13 protein-coding genes and 6 pseudogenes are annotated in these 17,193 nt (G+C 60.5%); 15 read left to right on the forward strand and 4 right to left on the reverse strand.

Annotation, left to right across the window (positions count from 1 at the left end):
• Positions 1–51: 51 nt before the first annotated feature.
• The 14 genes and pseudogenes from rpsM (at position 52) to L0Z65_RS16340 (ending at position 13,101) form a co-directional block, all read left to right on the forward strand.
• Positions 52–411 (forward strand): 30S ribosomal protein S13, encoded by a 360-nt coding sequence (rpsM, locus tag L0Z65_RS16275; RefSeq protein ID WP_405109249.1) that lies wholly within the window; start codon positions 52–54, stop codon positions 409–411.
• A gap of 15 nt (positions 412–426) precedes the next feature.
• Entirely contained in the window at positions 427–816 is a 390-nt protein-coding gene (gene rpsK / locus L0Z65_RS16280; RefSeq protein ID WP_014875982.1) for a 30S ribosomal protein S11, read from the forward strand.
• A gap of 115 nt (positions 817–931) precedes the next feature.
• A pseudogene (locus L0Z65_RS16285) lies at positions 932–1,950 on the forward strand (DNA-directed RNA polymerase subunit alpha).
• Between the two features lie 134 nt (positions 1,951–2,084).
• On the forward strand, positions 2,085–2,507 hold the full coding sequence (rplQ, locus tag L0Z65_RS16290) for a 50S ribosomal protein L17 (protein WP_014875980.1): 423 nt from the start codon (positions 2,085–2,087) through the stop codon (positions 2,505–2,507).
• Positions 2,508–2,695: 188 nt separating this feature from the next.
• Positions 2,696–4,093 carry a trypsin-like peptidase domain-containing protein gene (locus tag L0Z65_RS16295; RefSeq protein WP_405109253.1) on the forward strand — a complete coding sequence of 466 codons (1,398 nt, stop codon included), beginning with the start codon at positions 2,696–2,698 and terminating at the stop codon, positions 4,091–4,093.
• A 2-nt stretch (positions 4,094–4,095) separates the two neighbouring features.
• Positions 4,096–5,420, forward strand: a pseudogene (locus L0Z65_RS16300) (replication-associated recombination protein A).
• Between the two features lie 135 nt (positions 5,421–5,555).
• Complete coding sequence (crcB, locus tag L0Z65_RS16305; RefSeq protein ID WP_102896207.1) at positions 5,556–5,936, forward strand: fluoride efflux transporter CrcB; 381 nt, start codon at positions 5,556–5,558, stop codon at positions 5,934–5,936.
• Complete coding sequence (locus tag L0Z65_RS16310; RefSeq protein WP_014875976.1) at positions 5,933–6,979, forward strand: RluA family pseudouridine synthase; 1,047 nt, start codon at positions 5,933–5,935, stop codon at positions 6,977–6,979. The genes crcB and L0Z65_RS16310 overlap by 4 nt, the downstream gene beginning before the upstream one ends.
• Before the next feature lie 14 nt (positions 6,980–6,993).
• The gene (locus L0Z65_RS16315) at positions 6,994–7,659 is read left to right on the forward strand and encodes an HAD-IA family hydrolase (RefSeq protein ID WP_405109257.1); all 666 of its coding nucleotides are present in this window, start codon (positions 6,994–6,996) and stop codon (positions 7,657–7,659) included.
• A 4-nt stretch (positions 7,660–7,663) separates the two neighbouring features.
• Positions 7,664–8,372: pseudogene (locus L0Z65_RS16320) on the forward strand (ATP12 family chaperone protein).
• 229 nt (positions 8,373–8,601) lie between these two features.
• Entirely contained in the window at positions 8,602–9,618 is a 1,017-nt protein-coding gene (locus L0Z65_RS16325; protein ID WP_014875973.1) for an amino acid ABC transporter substrate-binding protein, read from the forward strand.
• A gap of 143 nt (positions 9,619–9,761) precedes the next feature.
• Positions 9,762–10,994 carry an amino acid ABC transporter permease gene (locus L0Z65_RS16330; RefSeq protein ID WP_040180831.1) on the forward strand — a complete coding sequence of 411 codons (1,233 nt, stop codon included), beginning with the start codon at positions 9,762–9,764 and terminating at the stop codon, positions 10,992–10,994.
• Positions 10,995–10,997: 3 nt separating this feature from the next.
• A pseudogene (locus tag L0Z65_RS16335) lies at positions 10,998–12,297 on the forward strand (amino acid ABC transporter permease).
• A gap of 12 nt (positions 12,298–12,309) precedes the next feature.
• The gene (locus L0Z65_RS16340) at positions 12,310–13,101 is read left to right on the forward strand and encodes an amino acid ABC transporter ATP-binding protein (RefSeq protein ID WP_024095850.1); all 792 of its coding nucleotides are present in this window, start codon (positions 12,310–12,312) and stop codon (positions 13,099–13,101) included.
• Between the two features lie 158 nt (positions 13,102–13,259).
• Here L0Z65_RS16340 and L0Z65_RS16345 read toward each other — a convergent pair whose 3' ends face one another.
• From L0Z65_RS16345 to argB, 4 genes and pseudogenes are all read right to left on the reverse strand, one after another.
• Positions 13,260–13,718, reverse strand: coding sequence for a DUF411 domain-containing protein (locus tag L0Z65_RS16345; protein WP_405109262.1), 459 nt, complete (start codon positions 13,716–13,718; stop codon positions 13,260–13,262).
• A gap of 220 nt (positions 13,719–13,938) precedes the next feature.
• Entirely contained in the window at positions 13,939–14,436 is a 498-nt protein-coding gene (locus L0Z65_RS16350) for a histidine phosphatase family protein (RefSeq protein WP_096872672.1), read from the reverse strand.
• Positions 14,433–15,177, reverse strand: a pseudogene (locus L0Z65_RS16355) (ferredoxin). Before L0Z65_RS16355 ends, L0Z65_RS16350 begins: the two are co-directional and overlap by 4 nt.
• 128 nt (positions 15,178–15,305) lie before the next feature.
• On the reverse strand, positions 15,306–16,166 hold the full coding sequence (gene argB / locus L0Z65_RS16360) for an acetylglutamate kinase (RefSeq protein WP_405109266.1): 861 nt from the start codon (positions 16,164–16,166) through the stop codon (positions 15,306–15,308).
• A gap of 215 nt (positions 16,167–16,381) precedes the next feature.
• Here argB and L0Z65_RS16365 point away from each other — a divergent pair.
• Positions 16,382–17,109, forward strand: a pseudogene (locus L0Z65_RS16365) (SDR family NAD(P)-dependent oxidoreductase).
• Positions 17,110–17,193: the final 84 nt, after the last annotated feature.

Below are 17,193 nucleotides of genomic sequence, written 5' to 3' on the forward strand. Positions count from 1 at the left end.
GTTCCGGCGCTACGGAACCGCAACGAAAAGGAAAGTGACACGTGGCACGTATTGCTTAGCGTAAACATCCCGACTGCAAAGCGGGTACCGATCGCCCTCACCTATATCACTGGCATTGGCACGACCTCTGCTGAAGCCATCTGCGAAGCCGTAGGCATCGACGCAACCCGTCGTGTAAACGAGCTGTCCGACGCTGAAGTTCTGGCCGTGCGCGAGCACATCGACGCCAACTACACCGTCGAAGGCGACCTGCGCCGTGAAGTTCAGATGAACATCAAGCGTCTGATGGACCTCGGCTGCTACCGCGGTCTGCGCCATCGTCGTAACCTGCCCGTTCGCGGTCAGCGTACCCACACCAACGCTCGTACTCGCAAAGGCCCCGCAAAGGCCATTGCTGGTAAGAAGAAATAAGGGAGGGTTTGATCAATGGCACGCGATAAGACTCGTACCAAGCGCAAAGAGCGCAAGAACATCGCCTCCGGCGTTGCACATGTGAACTCCTCGTTCAACAACACCAAGATCCTGATCTCGGACGTGCAAGGCAATGCGATTTCCTGGTCCTCCGCAGGCACCATGGGCTTCAAAGGGTCGCGTAAATCGACTCCTTATGCGGCTCAGATGGCTGCTGAAGACGCAGGCAAAAAAGCGCAGGAACACGGCGTTAAAACTCTGGAAGTCGAAGTTCAGGGTCCCGGTTCGGGCCGTGAATCCGCACTGCGCGCTCTGGCTGCAGTGGGCTTCAACATCACCTCGATCCGTGATGTGACCCCGATCGCGCACAACGGCTGCCGTCCGCCGAAGCGCCGTCGCGTCTAAGCGACGCTGATTTTTGCTGGGGCTTTGCGATTTCTGCAAGGCCCCAGTACGCCATTTGAAACCTCGGGCGTCTGTACCTTCGGACATGAGGTATAGACAGGAATGGAGGGACCGCATGATCCACAAGAATTGGGCTGAACTGATCAAGCCGACTCAGCTTGACGTGAAGCCGGGCAATGATCCCGCACGCCAGGCCACCGTTGTGGCTGAACCGCTGGAGCGCGGCTTTGGTCTGACACTGGGCAACGCGCTGCGCCGCGTCCTGATGAGCTCGCTGCAAGGCGCCGCCATCACCTCCGTGCAGATCGACAACGTCCTGCATGAATTCTCCAGCGTCGCTGCGGCGTTCGCGAAGATGTCACCGACATCATCCTGAACCTCAAAGGTGTGTCGCTGCGCATGGAAGTCGAAGGCCCCAAGCGTCTTTCGATCAATGCCAAAGGCCCCGCAGTTGTCACCGCCGGTGACATCTCCGAATCCGCTGGCATCGAAGTGCTGAACCGTGAACACGTGATCTGCCACCTTGATGATGGTGCGGATCTGTTCATGGAACTGACCGTCAACACCGGCAAGGGCTATGTCTCTGCTGACAAGAACAAGCCTGAAGATGCGCCCATCGGCCTGATCCCGATCGACGCCATCTATTCGCCGGTCAAGAAGGTCTCCTATGACGTTCAGCCGACCCGCGAAGGTCAGGTTCTGGACTATGACAAACTGACCATGAAGATCGAAACAGACGGCTCCATCACGCCCGATGACGCGGTCGCTTATGCGGCCCGTATCGTGCAGGATCAGCTGTCGATCTTCGTCAACTTCGACGAGCCGGAATCGGCAAACCGTCAGGACGATGACGACGGTCTCGAGTTCAACCCGCTTCTGCTGAAGAAAGTGGACGAGCTGGAACTGTCTGTACGTTCGGCAAACTGCCTGAAGAACGACAACATCGTCTACATCGGCGATCTCATCCAGAAGACCGAAGCAGAAATGCTGCGCACGCCGAACTTCGGCCGCAAGTCGCTGAACGAGATCAAAGAAGTGCTGTCGGGCATGGGTCTGCACCTTGGCATGGACGTCGAGGACTGGCCGCCGGACAACATCGAAGATCTGGCCAAGAAGTTCGAAGACAGCTTCTAAAAGATTGGGCGGCTTACGGGCCGCCCGAAATGCCCGGATGTACCGGGGACAACAAGGGCACGCGCCCCAAGGTGAGCCGCTGACACGCATCAGCAGCCTGACAAAGCAAAAACGCAGATCAAAGGACTATCAAAATGCGTCACGCACGTGGTTACCGCCGCCTGAACCGTACTCATGAGCACCGTAAGGCCCTGTTCTCCAACATGGCTGGCTCGCTGATCGAGCACGAGCAGATCAAGACAACCCTTCCCAAAGCAAAAGAACTGCGCCCAATCATCGAAAAGATGATCACCCTGGCAAAGCGCGGCGACCTGCACGCCCGTCGTCAGGCCGCGTCCAAGCTGAAGGAAGACAAGGACGTCGCAAAACTGTTCGAGGTTCTGGGCCCGCGCTACAAAGACCGTCAGGGCGGCTATGTCCGTATCCTGAAAGCCGGTTTCCGCTATGGCGACATGGCACCGATGGCGATCATCGAATTCGTTGATCGTGATCGCGATGCCAAAGGCGCCGCCGACAAGGCACGTCTGGCCGAAGCAGAAGCTGCTGCTGACGAATAATCAGATCGGTCATCTGACCGGACCTGACCCCCGCTCTGGCAACAGGGCGGGGGTTTTTCGTTTTCGCACTCCGCGCGGTGGGCTGAAAGTGGCTGGGTGAAAATGCAGCGTTTTTCCCCGGCAAATCCAACCTTGTAAAAGATGCCTCCGGTCCGCATATCCTGTTCACAAGAACAATCGGAGTCGTCATGTTTCGCGCAATCCTGACCGCAGCGGGCCTGTTTCTGGCCACTCAGATCCCCACCACACAGGCGCACGCAGAGACCCGTGTGCCGCAGAATCAGGCGGAGATTTCCCTCGGCTTTGCACCCTTGGTGAAAGAGGCCGCTCCGGCAGTGGTCAATATCTACGCCAAGATTGTCCATGAACAGCGCCGCACGCCTTTTATGAACGACCCGTTCTTTGATGATTTCTTTCGCGGCCTCTCGAAGCCCCAACCCCGTGTGCAGAACTCCCTCGGCTCTGGGGTGATCCTGTCTGCGGATGGCATTGTGGTTTCGAATTACCACGTTGTGGGCATGGCAACCGATATCCGTGTGGTGACCACAGACCGGCGCGAATATGCGGCACAGGTGGTGCTGGCAGATCAGGCCAGTGACCTGGCCATTCTGCAATTGGAAGAGGCCGAAGACCTGCCCTATCTGGAGCTGCGCGACAGTGACGGGGTTGAGGTGGGTGAGCTGGCGCTGGCCATCGGCAATCCCTTCGGCGTTGGTCAGACCGTCAGCAGCGGCATTGTTTCGGGCCTTGCGCGCAGCGGCGCGGCGACAGGGGAGGGGATTGGCTATTTCATCCAGACAGATGCGCCGATCAATCCCGGCAACTCCGGCGGCGCGCTGATTGATGTGAATGGTGACCTGATCGGCATCAACACCCGTATCGTGACCCGCTCCGGCGGCTCCAACGGTATCGGCTTTGCCATTCCCGCCAATTTGGTGCGTGCGTTTATGCGGCAGGCCGATCAGGGCGCCGAAGAGTTCCAGCGCCCCTGGGCTGGCATGATGGGGCAACCGGTGGATGCGGATCTTGCCGCCTCGCTGGGGATGGATCTGCCGGAGGGGATGGTGATCTCCGAACTGCACCCCTCCAGCCCATTCACCAAGGCGGGGTTCGAGGTCGGCGATGTGATCCTTGACGTGGCCGGGCAGGCGGTGAACTCCCCGTCGGAGATGGTGTTCCGCATGTCCGTTACCGGGCTTGGCGATACGGCAGAGGTCACCCGTTTGCGGGCAGGCGAACGCGAGGTGCTGACCGTCGAGATGATGCTGGCCCCGGATGAGCCACCTGCCGATCCGCTCAGCCTTGATGAAAACACGCCGCTGCCGGGGCTGACGGTCGCGCGTATCAATCCGCAGTCGATCCTGCGGTTCCAGCTGCCGATGTCCTCTGACGGGGTGGTGATCACCGACCCCGGCGCTTATGGCGGCCGCGTCGGTCTGCGGGCAGGGGATATCATTCTGGGCATCAACAATGAGGCGATTGCCTCGCCCGCTGATGTGTCTGATGTGCTGGCGACTGTTGGCCGTTGGATGAAGGTTGATCTCAACCGGCAGGGCCAGCGCGTCTCGCTGCGCTACCGGCTCTGATCATGGCGGATCTCTTTGACAGTGGCGATGCCGCCCCCCGCCCGGACCCGCAGTCGGAGGTGAACCGCCCGCTGGCGGATCGCCTGCGTCCGCAGTCGCTGGCAGAGGTGATCGGTCAGGCGCAGGTCCCTGGTGAGGAGGCGCCGCTTGGGGTGATGCTGGCCTCCGGCTCCCTGTCGTCGCTGATTTTCTGGGGGCCGCCTGGTGTGGGCAAGACCACCATCGCGCGGCTCTTGGCGCGGGAGACGGATCTGCATTTTGTGCAGATCTCAGCCATTTTCACCGGTGTGCCGGATCTGAAGAAAGTGTTCGAGGCCGCCAAGATCCGCCGCCAGAACGGTCAGGGCACGCTGCTCTTCGTGGATGAGATCCATCGATTCAACAAGGCCCAGCAGGACGGGTTCCTGCCGCATATGGAGGATGGGACGATCCTTCTGGTCGGGGCCACGACCGAGAACCCGAGTTTTGAGCTGAACGCCGCTTTGCTGAGCCGCGCGCAGGTCTTGGTGCTGGAGCGCTTGTCGCTTGCCGATCTGGAACGGCTGACCCAGAGGGCGGAGCAGGAACTGGATCGCGCCCTGCCGCTGACCCCGGATGCGCGGGACGCGTTGCAGGAGATGGCCGATGGCGACGGGCGCGCCCTGCTGAACCTGATCGAACAGGTTGCGGCCTGGAAGGTGGAGAGCCCGCTGGGGCGTGAGGCGCTGGCCGCACGGCTGATGCGGCGCGCGGCAAAATACGACAAATCCGGTGATGAGCATTACAATCTGATTTCCGCCCTGCATAAATCCGTGCGCGGTTCGGATCCGGATGCAGCCCTTTACTGGTTCGCCCGCATGCTGGAGGGGGGAGAGGATCCCCGATACCTGGCCCGCCGCCTGACCCGGATGGCGGTTGAGGATATCGCCCTTGCCGACCCGCAGGCGCAGGGTATCTGCATTCAGGCTTGGGAAACCTATGAGCGTCTGGGCAGTCCAGAGGGCGAGCTGGCGCTGGCGCAGGCGGTGATTTATCTGGCCCTCGCGCCGAAAACCAACGCTCAGCTACATGGCCTATAAGGCGGCGCGCTAAGCTGGCGAAACAGACCGGCAGTGCGCCGCCGCCGAAACATATCCTGAATGCGCCGACCAAACTGATGAAATCGCAAGGCTACGGTGACGGCTATGACTACGACCACAACGCGGCAGATGGGTTTTCTGGACAGAACTACTTTCCCGACGATGTGCCACGTCCGGTGCTATATCAGCCGGTTGAGCGTGGGTTCGAGCGCGAGTTGAAGCGCCGGGCCGAGTATTTTGCCAATCTGCGCGCCAAACGGAACAGCTGATCCGGCTTTGCGGGACAAAGCCGGTGCCTGCGGCGCGAGTATTTTGGGAAAGGTGACGGGCCTGCGCTGCTGCGCAATGCTGCCATGCTTGCGCAAAACTTGACATCCATGCGCCAGCTAGACGACAGACCGTTGATGGTTTTTTCGGTTCTATATGTGGCCTTGGGCGGCGCGATCGGTGCCGCCTGCCGCTATCTGGCCGGTTTGGGGATGTCCCGCCTATTTGGGGTGGGAGAATTTCCGGTGGCGATTCTGACGGTGAATGTGATCGGCTCCTTTCTGATGGGCGCCTTTGTTGTCACGGCCGCCCATAAGGGGCTGACCCACCTGAGCCCTTTTGTGATGACTGGCCTTCTGGGCGGTTTCACAACGTTTTCGGCCTTCTCGCTTGAGACGGCCACCCTGATCGAGCGCGGCGCCTTCGGGCAGGCTGCGCTCTATGTGCTGTTGTCCGTGGGCCTGTCGGTCGGCGGACTGTTTTTCGGCCTGATGGCCGCCAGAGGAGTGTTCGCATGAGCGGCGTACAGATGATTACCGTCAGTGAAGACGATGCAGACCAGCGTATTGACCGCTGGCTGCGGCGGCTCTTCCCGCATGTGAGCCAGGGGCGGATCGAGAAGATGTGCCGCAAGGGCGAATTGCGTCTGGATGGGGGCCGGGTGAAGGCCAACAGCCGCGTCGCCGCCGGGCAGGTGGTGCGTGTGCCGCCCCTTGGCGCAAGCGATCTGAAACCGGCAGAGGCGCCGAGCTACCGGATTTCCGAAGCGGACGCCAAGATGATCCGGGGCTGTGTGATCTATAAGGACGATGCTGTCATCGTGTTGAACAAACCCGCAGGTCTGGCGGTGCAGGGCGGCAGCGGCACCACCAAACATGTCGACGGGCTGAGTGCCGCCTTGCAGTTCGACGCCGAAGAAAAGCCGCGTCTGGTGCATCGTTTGGACAAGGACACCTCAGGTGTGCTGGTGCTGGCGCGCACCCGCCTCGCAGCGCAGTCGCTGACCGCGGCCTTCCGCCATCGCGCCACCCGCAAGATCTATTGGGCGCTGGTGGCCGGGGTGCCGACGCCCTATCTCGGTGAAATCAAATGCGGGCTGGTGAAGGCGCCGGGTCACGGCAAATCGGGCGAGGGCGAGAAAATGATCGCCATCCATTCCAATGAGGTGGACAGCACACCCGGCGCCAAACGCTCGCACACCCATTATGCGACGCTCTACCGTGTGGCCAGCCGCGCGGCCTGGGTTGCGATGGAGCCGATCACCGGCCGCACCCATCAGCTGCGCGCGCATATGGCCGAGATTGGCCACCCGATTGCGGGTGACGGCAAATATGGTGGCTCCAGTCAGGAAAACCTCGGCGATGGCTGGGGCGCGCAGCTCGGGGGGATTATCTCCAAGAAGCTGCATTTGCACTGCCGTCGCATGGCGTTTGAGCATCCGACCACGAAAAAACCGCTGTCGATCACAGCGCCTTTGCCCGACCACATGAAGGACAGCTGGGACACCTTTGGCTGGTCCGAAGATCTGGCGGCAGAAGATCCGTTTGAGAGCCTGCAGTAACGAGGTTCATGACGATGAGCGGTGATCTGCGTTTGATCCTGTTTGATGTGGATGGCACCCTGGCGGATAGCGAGGGCACCATTGTTCAGTGCATGCAGGAAGCTTTCGAGTTGTATGAAAGAAAGCCTGCGAAACAGGATATTCTTTCGATAGTTGGCCTTTCATTGCCGGAGGCTGTCGCGCAGTTGGCCCCTGATCTGCACTCAGAGTCGCGGGATATAGTGGTTGGGCGATACAAGGATGCGTATTACCGGGCGCGCGTTACCAAGGGTGCAGGGCATTCGCCGCTCTACCCCGGTGCGGCGGAGGTGCTGACGGAGCTGAACGCGGTGCCGCACTATTTGCTCGGGGTGGCTACCGGCAAATCACAGCGCGGGTTGGATGCGCTGATCGCGGCACATGAGCTGCGGTGTTTCGTGACCCGGCAATGTGCGGACCACCACCCGTCCAAACCGCATCCGTCCATGGTGCTGCGGGCAATGGCCGAGACCGGGGTACAGCCTGAGCATACCGTGATGATCGGCGACACCAGTTTTGACATCGATATGGGCCGGGCCGCCGGTGTGCGCACCATCGCCGTGGATTGGGGGTTTCACCCCGCTGACCAGCTGGGGGCGGATCACATTATCGACAGCTTCGCCGACCTGGCGCCGCTGTTGCAGAACATCTGGAAAGACTGACGATATGAGCGAGTGGAAACAGAAACGATTCTGGAAAACCGTCTCGGTGGCCGAAACCGAGGATGGGTTTGCGGTGGAACTGGACGGGCGGCGCGTAAAAACTCCGGCAAAAGCTGCGCTTGCTGTGCCGGGTCGCGACATGGCCGAGGCAATTGCGGCGGAATGGGAGGCGCAGACCGAATCAGTCGACCCGTCGACGATGCCGGTAACGCGTTCTGCAAATGCTGCAATCGACAAGGTGTCGCATCAGCATGGCGAAGTGTCGGATATGCTGTCGGACTACGGCGATTCCGATCTTTTGTGCTACCGCGCGGAGATGCTTAGCCGAGCTGGTGCAGCGTCAGGCCGAGATCTGGGACCCGGCGCTGGAGTGGGCAGCTGAAACGCTCGGCGCCCGGCTGGAGCCGCGTTCCGGGATATTGCATGCACCGCAAAACCCCGAGGCGCTGGCGCGGTTGCGCGGCTTAGTCCATGAAATGACACCATTTCAGCTGGCGGCCTTCCATGATCTGGTGGCGATGTCCGGGTCCTTGGTCCTTGGGTTTGCAGCGGCAAAGGGCTGGCGCCCGGCGGATCAGATCTGGGAGATGTCACGGCTGGATGAGCTGTGGCAGGAGCAGCAATGGGGCCAGGACGAAGAGGCCCAGGCCACTGCTGACCTGAAACGCCATGCGTTTTTACACGCTAAGCGGTTCTACGATTTTTCCTGTTAGCGCAATATATTACCGAGATTGCCGCGCAGCCGCAAAAATCGTTCGCGCCCACGAAATTGTTCGCTATGCGCCCATCGAAATTCCTGATCCCGCACTTGACGTTTGTTGATGAATGCGACCACACTCGGTCGCGAAATGGGCAAAACCCTGTTTCAACACCTATCTCCGGCATGGCTGGTGCCGGGCAAAAAGAGCCGCCAAATAGGCGGACAATCAGGAAGAGGTAAACATGAAGAATAAGGTAATTTTGGGTGCGCTGACTGTTGCTGGTCTGGCCGCCGGTGCCGCTGCGGCGGGAACGCTGGATGACGTCAAGGCCCGTGGCAAGCTGAACTGCGGCGTGACCACTGGTCTGGTCGGCTTTGCAGCGCCCAATGCCAATGGCGAATGGGAAGGTTTTGACGTTGCTGTCTGCCGCGCGGTTGCTGCGGCTGTACTGGGCGACTCGACCGCCGTTGAATTCGTGCCGACCACCGGCAAAACCCGCTTCACCGCTCTGGCCTCCGGCGAGATCGATATGCTGGCGCGGAACACCACCTGGACCTTCAGCCGCGATGTCGATCTGAAGTTCGAATTTGTTGGTGTGAACTACTACGACGGTCAGGGCTTCATGGTTCCCAAGGAACTGGGCGTGTCCTCCGCGAAGGAACTGGACGGCGCGACCGTCTGTATCCAGACCGGCACCACAACCGAGCTGAACCTGGCGGATTTCTTCCGTTCCAACAACATCAGCTATGAGCCGGTTCCGATCGAAACCAACGCTGAAGCGCAGCAGCAGTACCTGGCTGGCGCCTGTGACGTCTACACCACCGACGCGTCTGGTCTGGCGGCAACCCGCGCGACCTTTGATGATCCTTCGGCGCATGTTCTGCTGCCTGAAATCATCTCCAAAGAGCCGCTGGGCCCGCTGGTTCGTCACGGCGACCACGAGTGGGGCGACGTTGTCCGCTGGAGCCTGAACGCACTGGTCGCAGCTGAAGAACTGGGCGTGACCTCCGCCAACATCGGCGAGATGGCTGCAGGCACCGAGAACCCGGAAATCAACCGTCTGCTGGGCACCGAAGGTACCCTGGGCGAAATGCTGGGTCTGTCGGCTGACTGGGCGAAAAACGCCATCGGCGCTGGCGGCAACTACGGTGAAGTCTTTGCTAAGAACATCGGCGAAGACACTCCGATTGGTCTGGCACGCGGTCTGAACGCACAGTGGACTGAAGGCGGCCTGCTCTACGCACCGCCCTTCCGCTAAGAACGACTGAGGAAAGGGCGCAGGACCAACCTGCGCCCTTTTTTCCTGCCGACCTATCCTAACAAAAACGCTTGAGGTCTGACGCGAGCAGGGAACCAACCCCGCCGATCAGTTGACCTATAAGCCACGGGGATCACACATTCATGTCAACTCTCACTGACCCTCCAAAGGCACAGTTTCAGCTGTCCATGTTGGTCAACGATACCCGCTATCGTTCGTTGACCTTCCAGGCGATTGCTGCACTGGTTCTGGCCTTGGCCATCTGGTATCTGGGGAACAACCTTATTCAGAACCTGCGGGCCGCGGGTCTGAATATTTCATACGGGTTCCTTGGGGATCCATCCGGTTACGATATCAACCAGCGTCTGATCGAATACGACAGCCAGTCCAGCCACGCGCGTGCGGCGGTTGTTGGTGTTCTGAACACGCTGCTGGTGGCCGTTCTTGCCTGTATCACCGCCACCATCTTTGGCGTGATTGCGGGTGTTCTGCGCCTGTCGAACAACTGGCTCGTCTCCAAATTGATGGCCGTTTATGTGGAAATCTTCCGCAATATTCCGGTTCTGATCTGGATCATCATCATTTTCACCGTCATGACCGCCGTGATGCCGGGGCCTCGGGAATTCCGGGGTGACAACGCCACGTCGAGCATGCTGTTTGACCTCTTCGCCTTTACCAACCGTGGTGTCTATATCCCGATGCCCTGGTTCGAGAGCGGTTTCTTCGCCTCGGGTGCGTTGAACTGGCTGGTGATCATCGCAGTGTTGGTCGGGTCCTTCCTTGTGATGCGCAGGGTCGAGACCAACGCGACCAAAACGCAGGAAAAAACCGGCGTGCGTCCCAACACCAAGCTGATTGCCTTGGGCGTCTGGCTGGTGCCACTGGCGCTGGTCCTGTTTGTCATGGGCCTGTCCTGGGAAGTGCCTGAGCTGAAAGGCTTCAACTTCAAGGGTGGTATCAAGATTGGTGGGCCGCTGATTGCCCTGTGGTTTGCCCTGTCGATCTACACCGGTGCCTTCATCGCGGAAAACGTGCGTGCGGGTATTCAGGCGATCAACAAGGGTCAGACTGAGGCTGCCGCAGCGCTGGGTCTGCGTCCGGGCCGGATCATGAACCTCGTGGTGCTGCCGCAGGCGCTGCGCGTCATCATTCCGCCGCTGATCTCCAACTTCCTTAACATCACCAAGAACTCCTCGCTGGCGATTGCTGTGGGCTATGCCGACATCACCGCGACCCTGGGCGGCATCACGCTGAACCAGACCGGCCGCGCCATCGAATGCGTGCTGCTGCTGATGTTGTTCTATCTCACCGCGTCGCTGCTCATCTCCATGGTGATGAACGTCTACAACGCATCTGTGAAACTGAAGGAGCGCTGAGACATGAGCGATACACACGCACAAACTGTCGCCTTTGTCCGCGAAACCCAGATCCCGCTAAGCACCGCCGCCGGGCCGCGAGACCGGGGTCTATAAATGGATGCGCGAGAATCTGTTCTCCAGTGTCCCTAATTCGATCCTGACCCTGGCGGCGCTGGCGCTGATCTATGCTCTGCTGAGCAGCACCCTGCCGTGGTTGCTGAACGGCGTCTGGACCACCAACTCTCTCGCGGAATGTCGTGAGGTTCTGGATGGCAAGGTTGGCGCCTGTTTCTCGGTCCTGACTGAGCGTTGGAACCAGCTGCTCTATGGCTTCAAATATCCGGGCACGGAATATTGGCGCCCCAATCTTGCATTGGTGTTGTTGCTGGTCGCATTGGCACCCGTGCTGTTCTTTGATCTGCCGCGCAAGCTCCTGGCCTTCACTGCGATCTATCCTTTCCTGGCCTTCTGGTTGATCTGGGGTGGTTCCATCCTGGTGCCGATCGTTGCCCTGCTTGGCTTTGTTGCTGCCGGGTTCGTGTTTCAGAAATTCGGCAAAGGCAGTTTTGCTCTTGGGTTCTTCGGTGCGATTGTTGCGGCGATCGTGGTCTGGAATGTCGGCGGCTTTCTGATCCCGGAAGGGGCGTCTGACAACGCAATGCTGTCGGCTGTGCCCTCGCGAGATTTGGGCGGCTTCATGCTGAACATGATGCTGGGTGTCACCTGTGTGTCGCTGTCGGTGCCGCTTGGTATCGCGCTGGCACTGGGGCGTCAGTCCAACATGCCTCTGATCAAGTGGATCTGCGTCGTCTTCATCGAATTCGTGCGTGGCGTGCCGCTGATCACCCTGTTGTTCGTGGCATCTGTGATGCTGTCCTACTTCTTCCCGCCAGATGCCACCGTGGACCTGTTCCTGCGTGTGGTCATCATGATCACGCTGTTCTCTGCGGCCTATATCGCCGAAGTGATCCGGGGCGGTCTGGCCGCGCTGCCGAAGGGGCAGTATGAAGCAGCAGACAGTCTGGGGCTGGATTATCCGCAGGCGATGCGGCTGATCATCCTGCCGCAGGCCCTGAAGATCTCGATCCCCGGTATCGTGAACGTGGCTGTTGGCCTGTTCAAGGATACCACGCTGGTGTCGGTCATCTCGATGTTCGACCTGGTGGGCATGATCCGTGGCCCGATCCTCGCCTCCACTGAGTGGAACGGCGTTTATTGGGAACTCCTCGGCTTTGCCGCCTTCCTGTTCTTCATCGTCTGCTACGGCATCTCTCAATACTCACAGTGGCTCGAGCGTCGTCTCGCCACCGATCACCACTAAGGAGTTCAACATATGTCTGAACTTATGTCCGACCGCGCCATCGACCGCTCCAAAATGCAGGTGAGCGACGAGGTTGCCATCGAAATCAACAATATGAACAAGTGGTATGGCTCGTTCCATGTGCTGCGCGACATCAATCTGACCGTCAATCAGGGCGAGCGGATCGTGATCGCTGGTCCGTCGGGGTCCGGCAAATCCACCCTGATCCGCTGCCTCAATGCGCTGGAAGAGCACCAGCAGGGCAAGATCGTGGTGGATGGCACCGAACTGTCCAACGATCTCAAGAACATCGACAAGATCCGCTCCGAGGTTGGCATGGTGTTCCAGCACTTCAACCTGTTCCCGCATCTGACGATTCTTGAGAATTGCACCCTGGCGCCGATCTGGGTGCGCAAGACGCCCAAGAAAGAAGCCGAAGAGCGGGCGATGCACTTCCTGGAAAAGGTGAAGATCCCCGACCAGGCGCATAAATATCCCGGCATGCTCTCCGGTGGTCAGCAGCAGCGTGTGGCGATTGCCCGCTCGCTGTGCATGATGCCGCGGATCATGCTGTTTGATGAACCGACATCGGCACTGGACCCGGAGATGATCAAAGAGGTGCTCGACACCATGATCGAGCTCGCGGAAGAAGGCATGACCATGCTCTGCGTGACGCATGAGATGGGCTTTGCCCGTCAGGTGGCGAACCGCGTGATCTTCATGGATGCGGGGCAGATCGTGGAACAGAATGAGCCGGAAGAGTTCTTCAACAACCCGCAGAGCGAGCGTACCAAGCTGTTCCTGAGCCAGATCCTCGGCCACTGAGGTCTGTCTGCTATGGTATTGAAAAGGCCGGGCATCTGCCCGGCCTTTTTTGGTTTACGGCCCTGGCCTGGGCAGTGTCAGGAAGCACCGGCAGGGGGCGCTGCCCCCTGACCTCCGGAGTATTTCAGGAAAGATGACAGGACGCGGTTGCGCAGAGGTTAGCCGTGGTGTGCAAAGATCTCGCTGGTGCCATCTGCGCGGATCAGCAACGTGGCGAAGGGGTCTGTGTCCTCGCCCATCTCCATGCCGGGAGAGCCGATCGGCATGCCGGGCACGCTGAGGCCCCGGGCACCCGGGCGTTCGGCGAGAAGGCGGGTGATATCTTGTGCAGGAACATGGCCTTCGATCACATAGCCCGCAACCATTGCAGTGTGGCAGGAGGCCAGCGCATCGGTGATGCCAAGCCGGGATTTCATCTGCCAGAGTTGATCATCGCTGACATTCCGGACCTCTGTCCGGAAGCCTGAGGTGGTGAGGTGGTTCACCCATCCGGCGCAGCAGCCACAGCTGGGAGATTTCATCACCTCAATCATCGGGGTGGCCTCTGTGACGGCCCATGCGCCCGTGGCGAGGGGTAGCGTAGCGGTGGCGGTGAGCAGAAAGGATCGGCGGTTCATCTCAGGGAGGCTCCATTTGCGTGGTCTCAAGTGCCCCGGATGATAGGGGATATATGCGAGAGGGGGCGCATGGGTTCCCGCGTGGGAGCGACAGGATGCCACAGATCCGTCGCCATGCCCAACGGGAGCGATTGCATGGTGATGTAGTCGCGACGGGCGGCAGGGGGCCCCGGCGATGTTGGGGCGGCACTTTGAAGGTGTGGGGCTGGCGGGCCGTCCGTCAGGCGCCCAGCAACTCACGCGGGACGGTGAATTCCGCGACCTTGCCGCTGCTCCACGTCAGATCGGCCCAGCTGTCGATATCGAAGCGGGCGATCAGCGTGGCGCCAGTGGGGAAGTCGTCAAATCGGGAATGATCCGGCGGGTGGCGGACAATGGAATGCGCAAACGCGGCAAGTCCGGGGTTATGGCCCAAGACCAGCACCCGCTTGTGTTCGGCCTCACGCAGCACCTGAAACAGGATTTCCGCGCTGGCGTGATAAAGCCGTTCGATGAAGACCGCAGGTGCACCAAGCTCCATCAGATCACAGGTCTCGCGGGTGCGCTGCGCCGAGGAGGAGATCACCTGATCCGGGATCATCCCGATTTCGCGCAACCAAGTGCCAACGGCCGCGGCGGAATGGCGGCCGCGGTTGTTCAGCGGGCGGGCGTGGTCGCTGGGGGCGGAGGTATCCCAGGCGGATTTGGCGTGGCGGGTCAGGATCAGCGTGCAGGTCATTTTATGTGAAAATACCTCATGTGATGGGCGGATTGCGCCGGGAGACGGTCAGCGCCTGCGCTCAATGGGCAGGCGCGGCGGGCGAGGCAGCCAGCGGACAGGCAGGACGCGCCTGCGGGGCTGTCCAGATGGTCATGGCAGGCTGCCAGATCATAGGGGCCACCATCGTTCAGGGCGGCCACCGGGCAGGCGGTCAGGCAGGGGCGGGTATCGCAGCTGAGGCAGGGCGTCTGGGCCCGTGAGTGCTGGCGGCAGGCCCAAAGGAGTGGTGAAATAAAGGGCGCCGCGAAAGGAAATCATCATACCATAGCGATCATGCACCAGCATTTGCGACGGGGATGTGAAACAGCGGCCCGTTGCCAACGCCCAGTCTACAAACGGCGCATAGGGCGGGCCTGTGAAGGGGAAGGCCGGTGTGGCCTGCCATGTTTCTGCCAATGCGGTGATGACGCGGCGCGACCAGCGGTCAATCGGGTCGGCAGCGCCGTCCTGCGCCTCTGGGCTGCTGCGGAAATATGACCAGAAGGATGGCGCCGTGCCGAGCAGGATCAGCGTGCCATGGGGGATGCCGGGGGCGGCATCCACGGGCAAGGAAGCGCCGGGGAGTCGGGACATGTCTGCAGGTGAGGGATGAAAGCCGCCGTAGATATCCAACCCAAGCCTTTCGGCGGCGTTTTGCAGCCGGGTGTAACCTTGGGTGGTCTCAACAGGGTCAGCGACAGGTGCCGCTGCTAAATCCATGGCAACGGCCCTGTCCGTGTCGGGGGGGCTGGTCATGGCCACAGTCTAGCGCAGTTTGGCCAGTTTCCCTAAGGGGATTTCACCGTCGTCAATTGGGCGTAAAGCGCGCCGAAGCAATCAAGTAAAGCTCAGGGGCGGATCATCGACCCGGCCCCGTGGTCGGTGAACAGCTCCAGCAGCACCGCATTGGGCACCCGTCCATCCACGATGGTACAGGCCCGCACACCGCTGCGGACGGCCGACAGCGCGGTTTCGGTTTTCGGGATCATACCGCCAATGATCACACCGTCGCAGGTCATCGCCTCGACGTCGGCGGCTTTCAACTCTGTCACCACTTCACCTGCGCCGTTCTTGACGCCGGAGACATCTGTCAGCAGCAGCAGCCGGTCGGCCTTCAATGCGGAGGCAATGGCCCCAGCGGCGGTGTCGCCGTTGATGTTGAAGGTCTCGCCATTGGGGCCTGCGCCAATGGGGGCAATGACCGGGATCATGTCCTGTTCAAACAGGTGGTGCAGCACGGAGGGGTCCATCTGCGACGGGGTTCCGACAAAGCCGAGATCCGGGTCCGCCTGGGTGCAGGTGATGAGATTTGCATCCTTGCCCGAAAGGCCGACACCGGCGCCGCCCTGACGGTTGATCGCCTGCACGATGCGTTTGTTCACCACGCCGGACAGCACCATTTCGACCACATCCATGGTGGCAGCATCAGTGACCCGCTTGCCGTTCACGAAATCGGATTTGATCTGCAGTTTTTCCAGCATGGCATTGATCATCGGGCCGCCGCCATGAACGATAACCGGGTTCACGCCGACCTGCCGCAACAGCACGATGTCGCGGGCAAAGGTTTCCATCGCCTCGTCGCTGCCCATGGCGTGGCCACCCAGCTTGATCACGACGATGGCACCGTCATAGCGCTGCAGATAAGGCAGGGCGCTTGAGAGGGTCTCGGCTGTAGCAATCCAATCGCGGTTCATGTCTTGTTTCTTCATCGTTGCAATCCCTGGAACTGGCCGCAGCAAACGGCGCAGGCGTGGGCCATGTGTTACGCGGTTCTGCCCGCTGTGCCAAGCATCGGGCGGAGTATTCGCCCCATTGCAGTTGCCTGTTGGGGTGCTAGGTTCGCCTCAACGTGTCGATGATGCGGTGCCGATCGTCTGACTGTCAGACGGAACCTCGGGAGTGGCTTTGGGCCAAGGATGGTAACATGCGCAAGAAGACCCTGTTGTTGACCGGTGCAAGCCGGGGCATAGGCCATGCGACGGTGCAGCGGTTCAATGCCGAAGGCTGGCGGGTGATCACCTGTTCGCGCCAGCCCTTTCCTGCCGAATGCCCCTGGGGGGAGGGCAGGAAAACCATGTGCAGGTGGACCTCTCCGACCCAACGGACACCATCAACAAGGTGGGCGAAATACAGGAGCTGCTGAACGGGCAGCTGGATGCGTTGGTCAACAATGCCGGCGTGTCGCCCAAGGGGCCAAAGGGCGAGCGGCTGAGCACGCTGGACACCGACCTGATGACCTGGGGCAAGGTGTTCCACGTGAATTTCTTTGCCTCTGTGGTGCTGGCACGGGGACTGAAGGACGAACTGGCCGCGGCCAAGGGATCTGTTGTCAACGTGACGTCGATTGCGGGCAGCCGGGTGCATCCTTTTGCCGGGGCGGCTTATGCCACATCGAAGGCGGCGCTGGCGGCGCTGACGCGCGAGATGGCCCATGACTTCGGCCCGCTGGGCGTGCGGGTCAATGCGATTGCGCCGGGAGAGGTGGAGACCGCGATTCTGTCGCCGGGCACCGACAAGATCGTGAAGAAACTGCCGCTGCAGCGTCTGGGCCAGCCGGAGGAGGTGGCCGCGGCGATCTACTATCTGTGTTCGGACCAAAGCTCTTATATCTCGGGCGCGGAGATTGAGGTGAACGGCGCCCAACACGTCTGATATCGGCTCTACCTTGCGGGTTAGAGACAAAACGCCCCCGAATCAGCGGATCACGGGGGCGTTTGTCATGTCACTGAAAGGAAG

The sequence above is a fragment of the Phaeobacter sp. BS52 genome, assembly GCF_045040595.1.
GTDB lineage: Bacteria > Pseudomonadota > Alphaproteobacteria > Rhodobacterales > Rhodobacteraceae > Phaeobacter > Phaeobacter piscinae.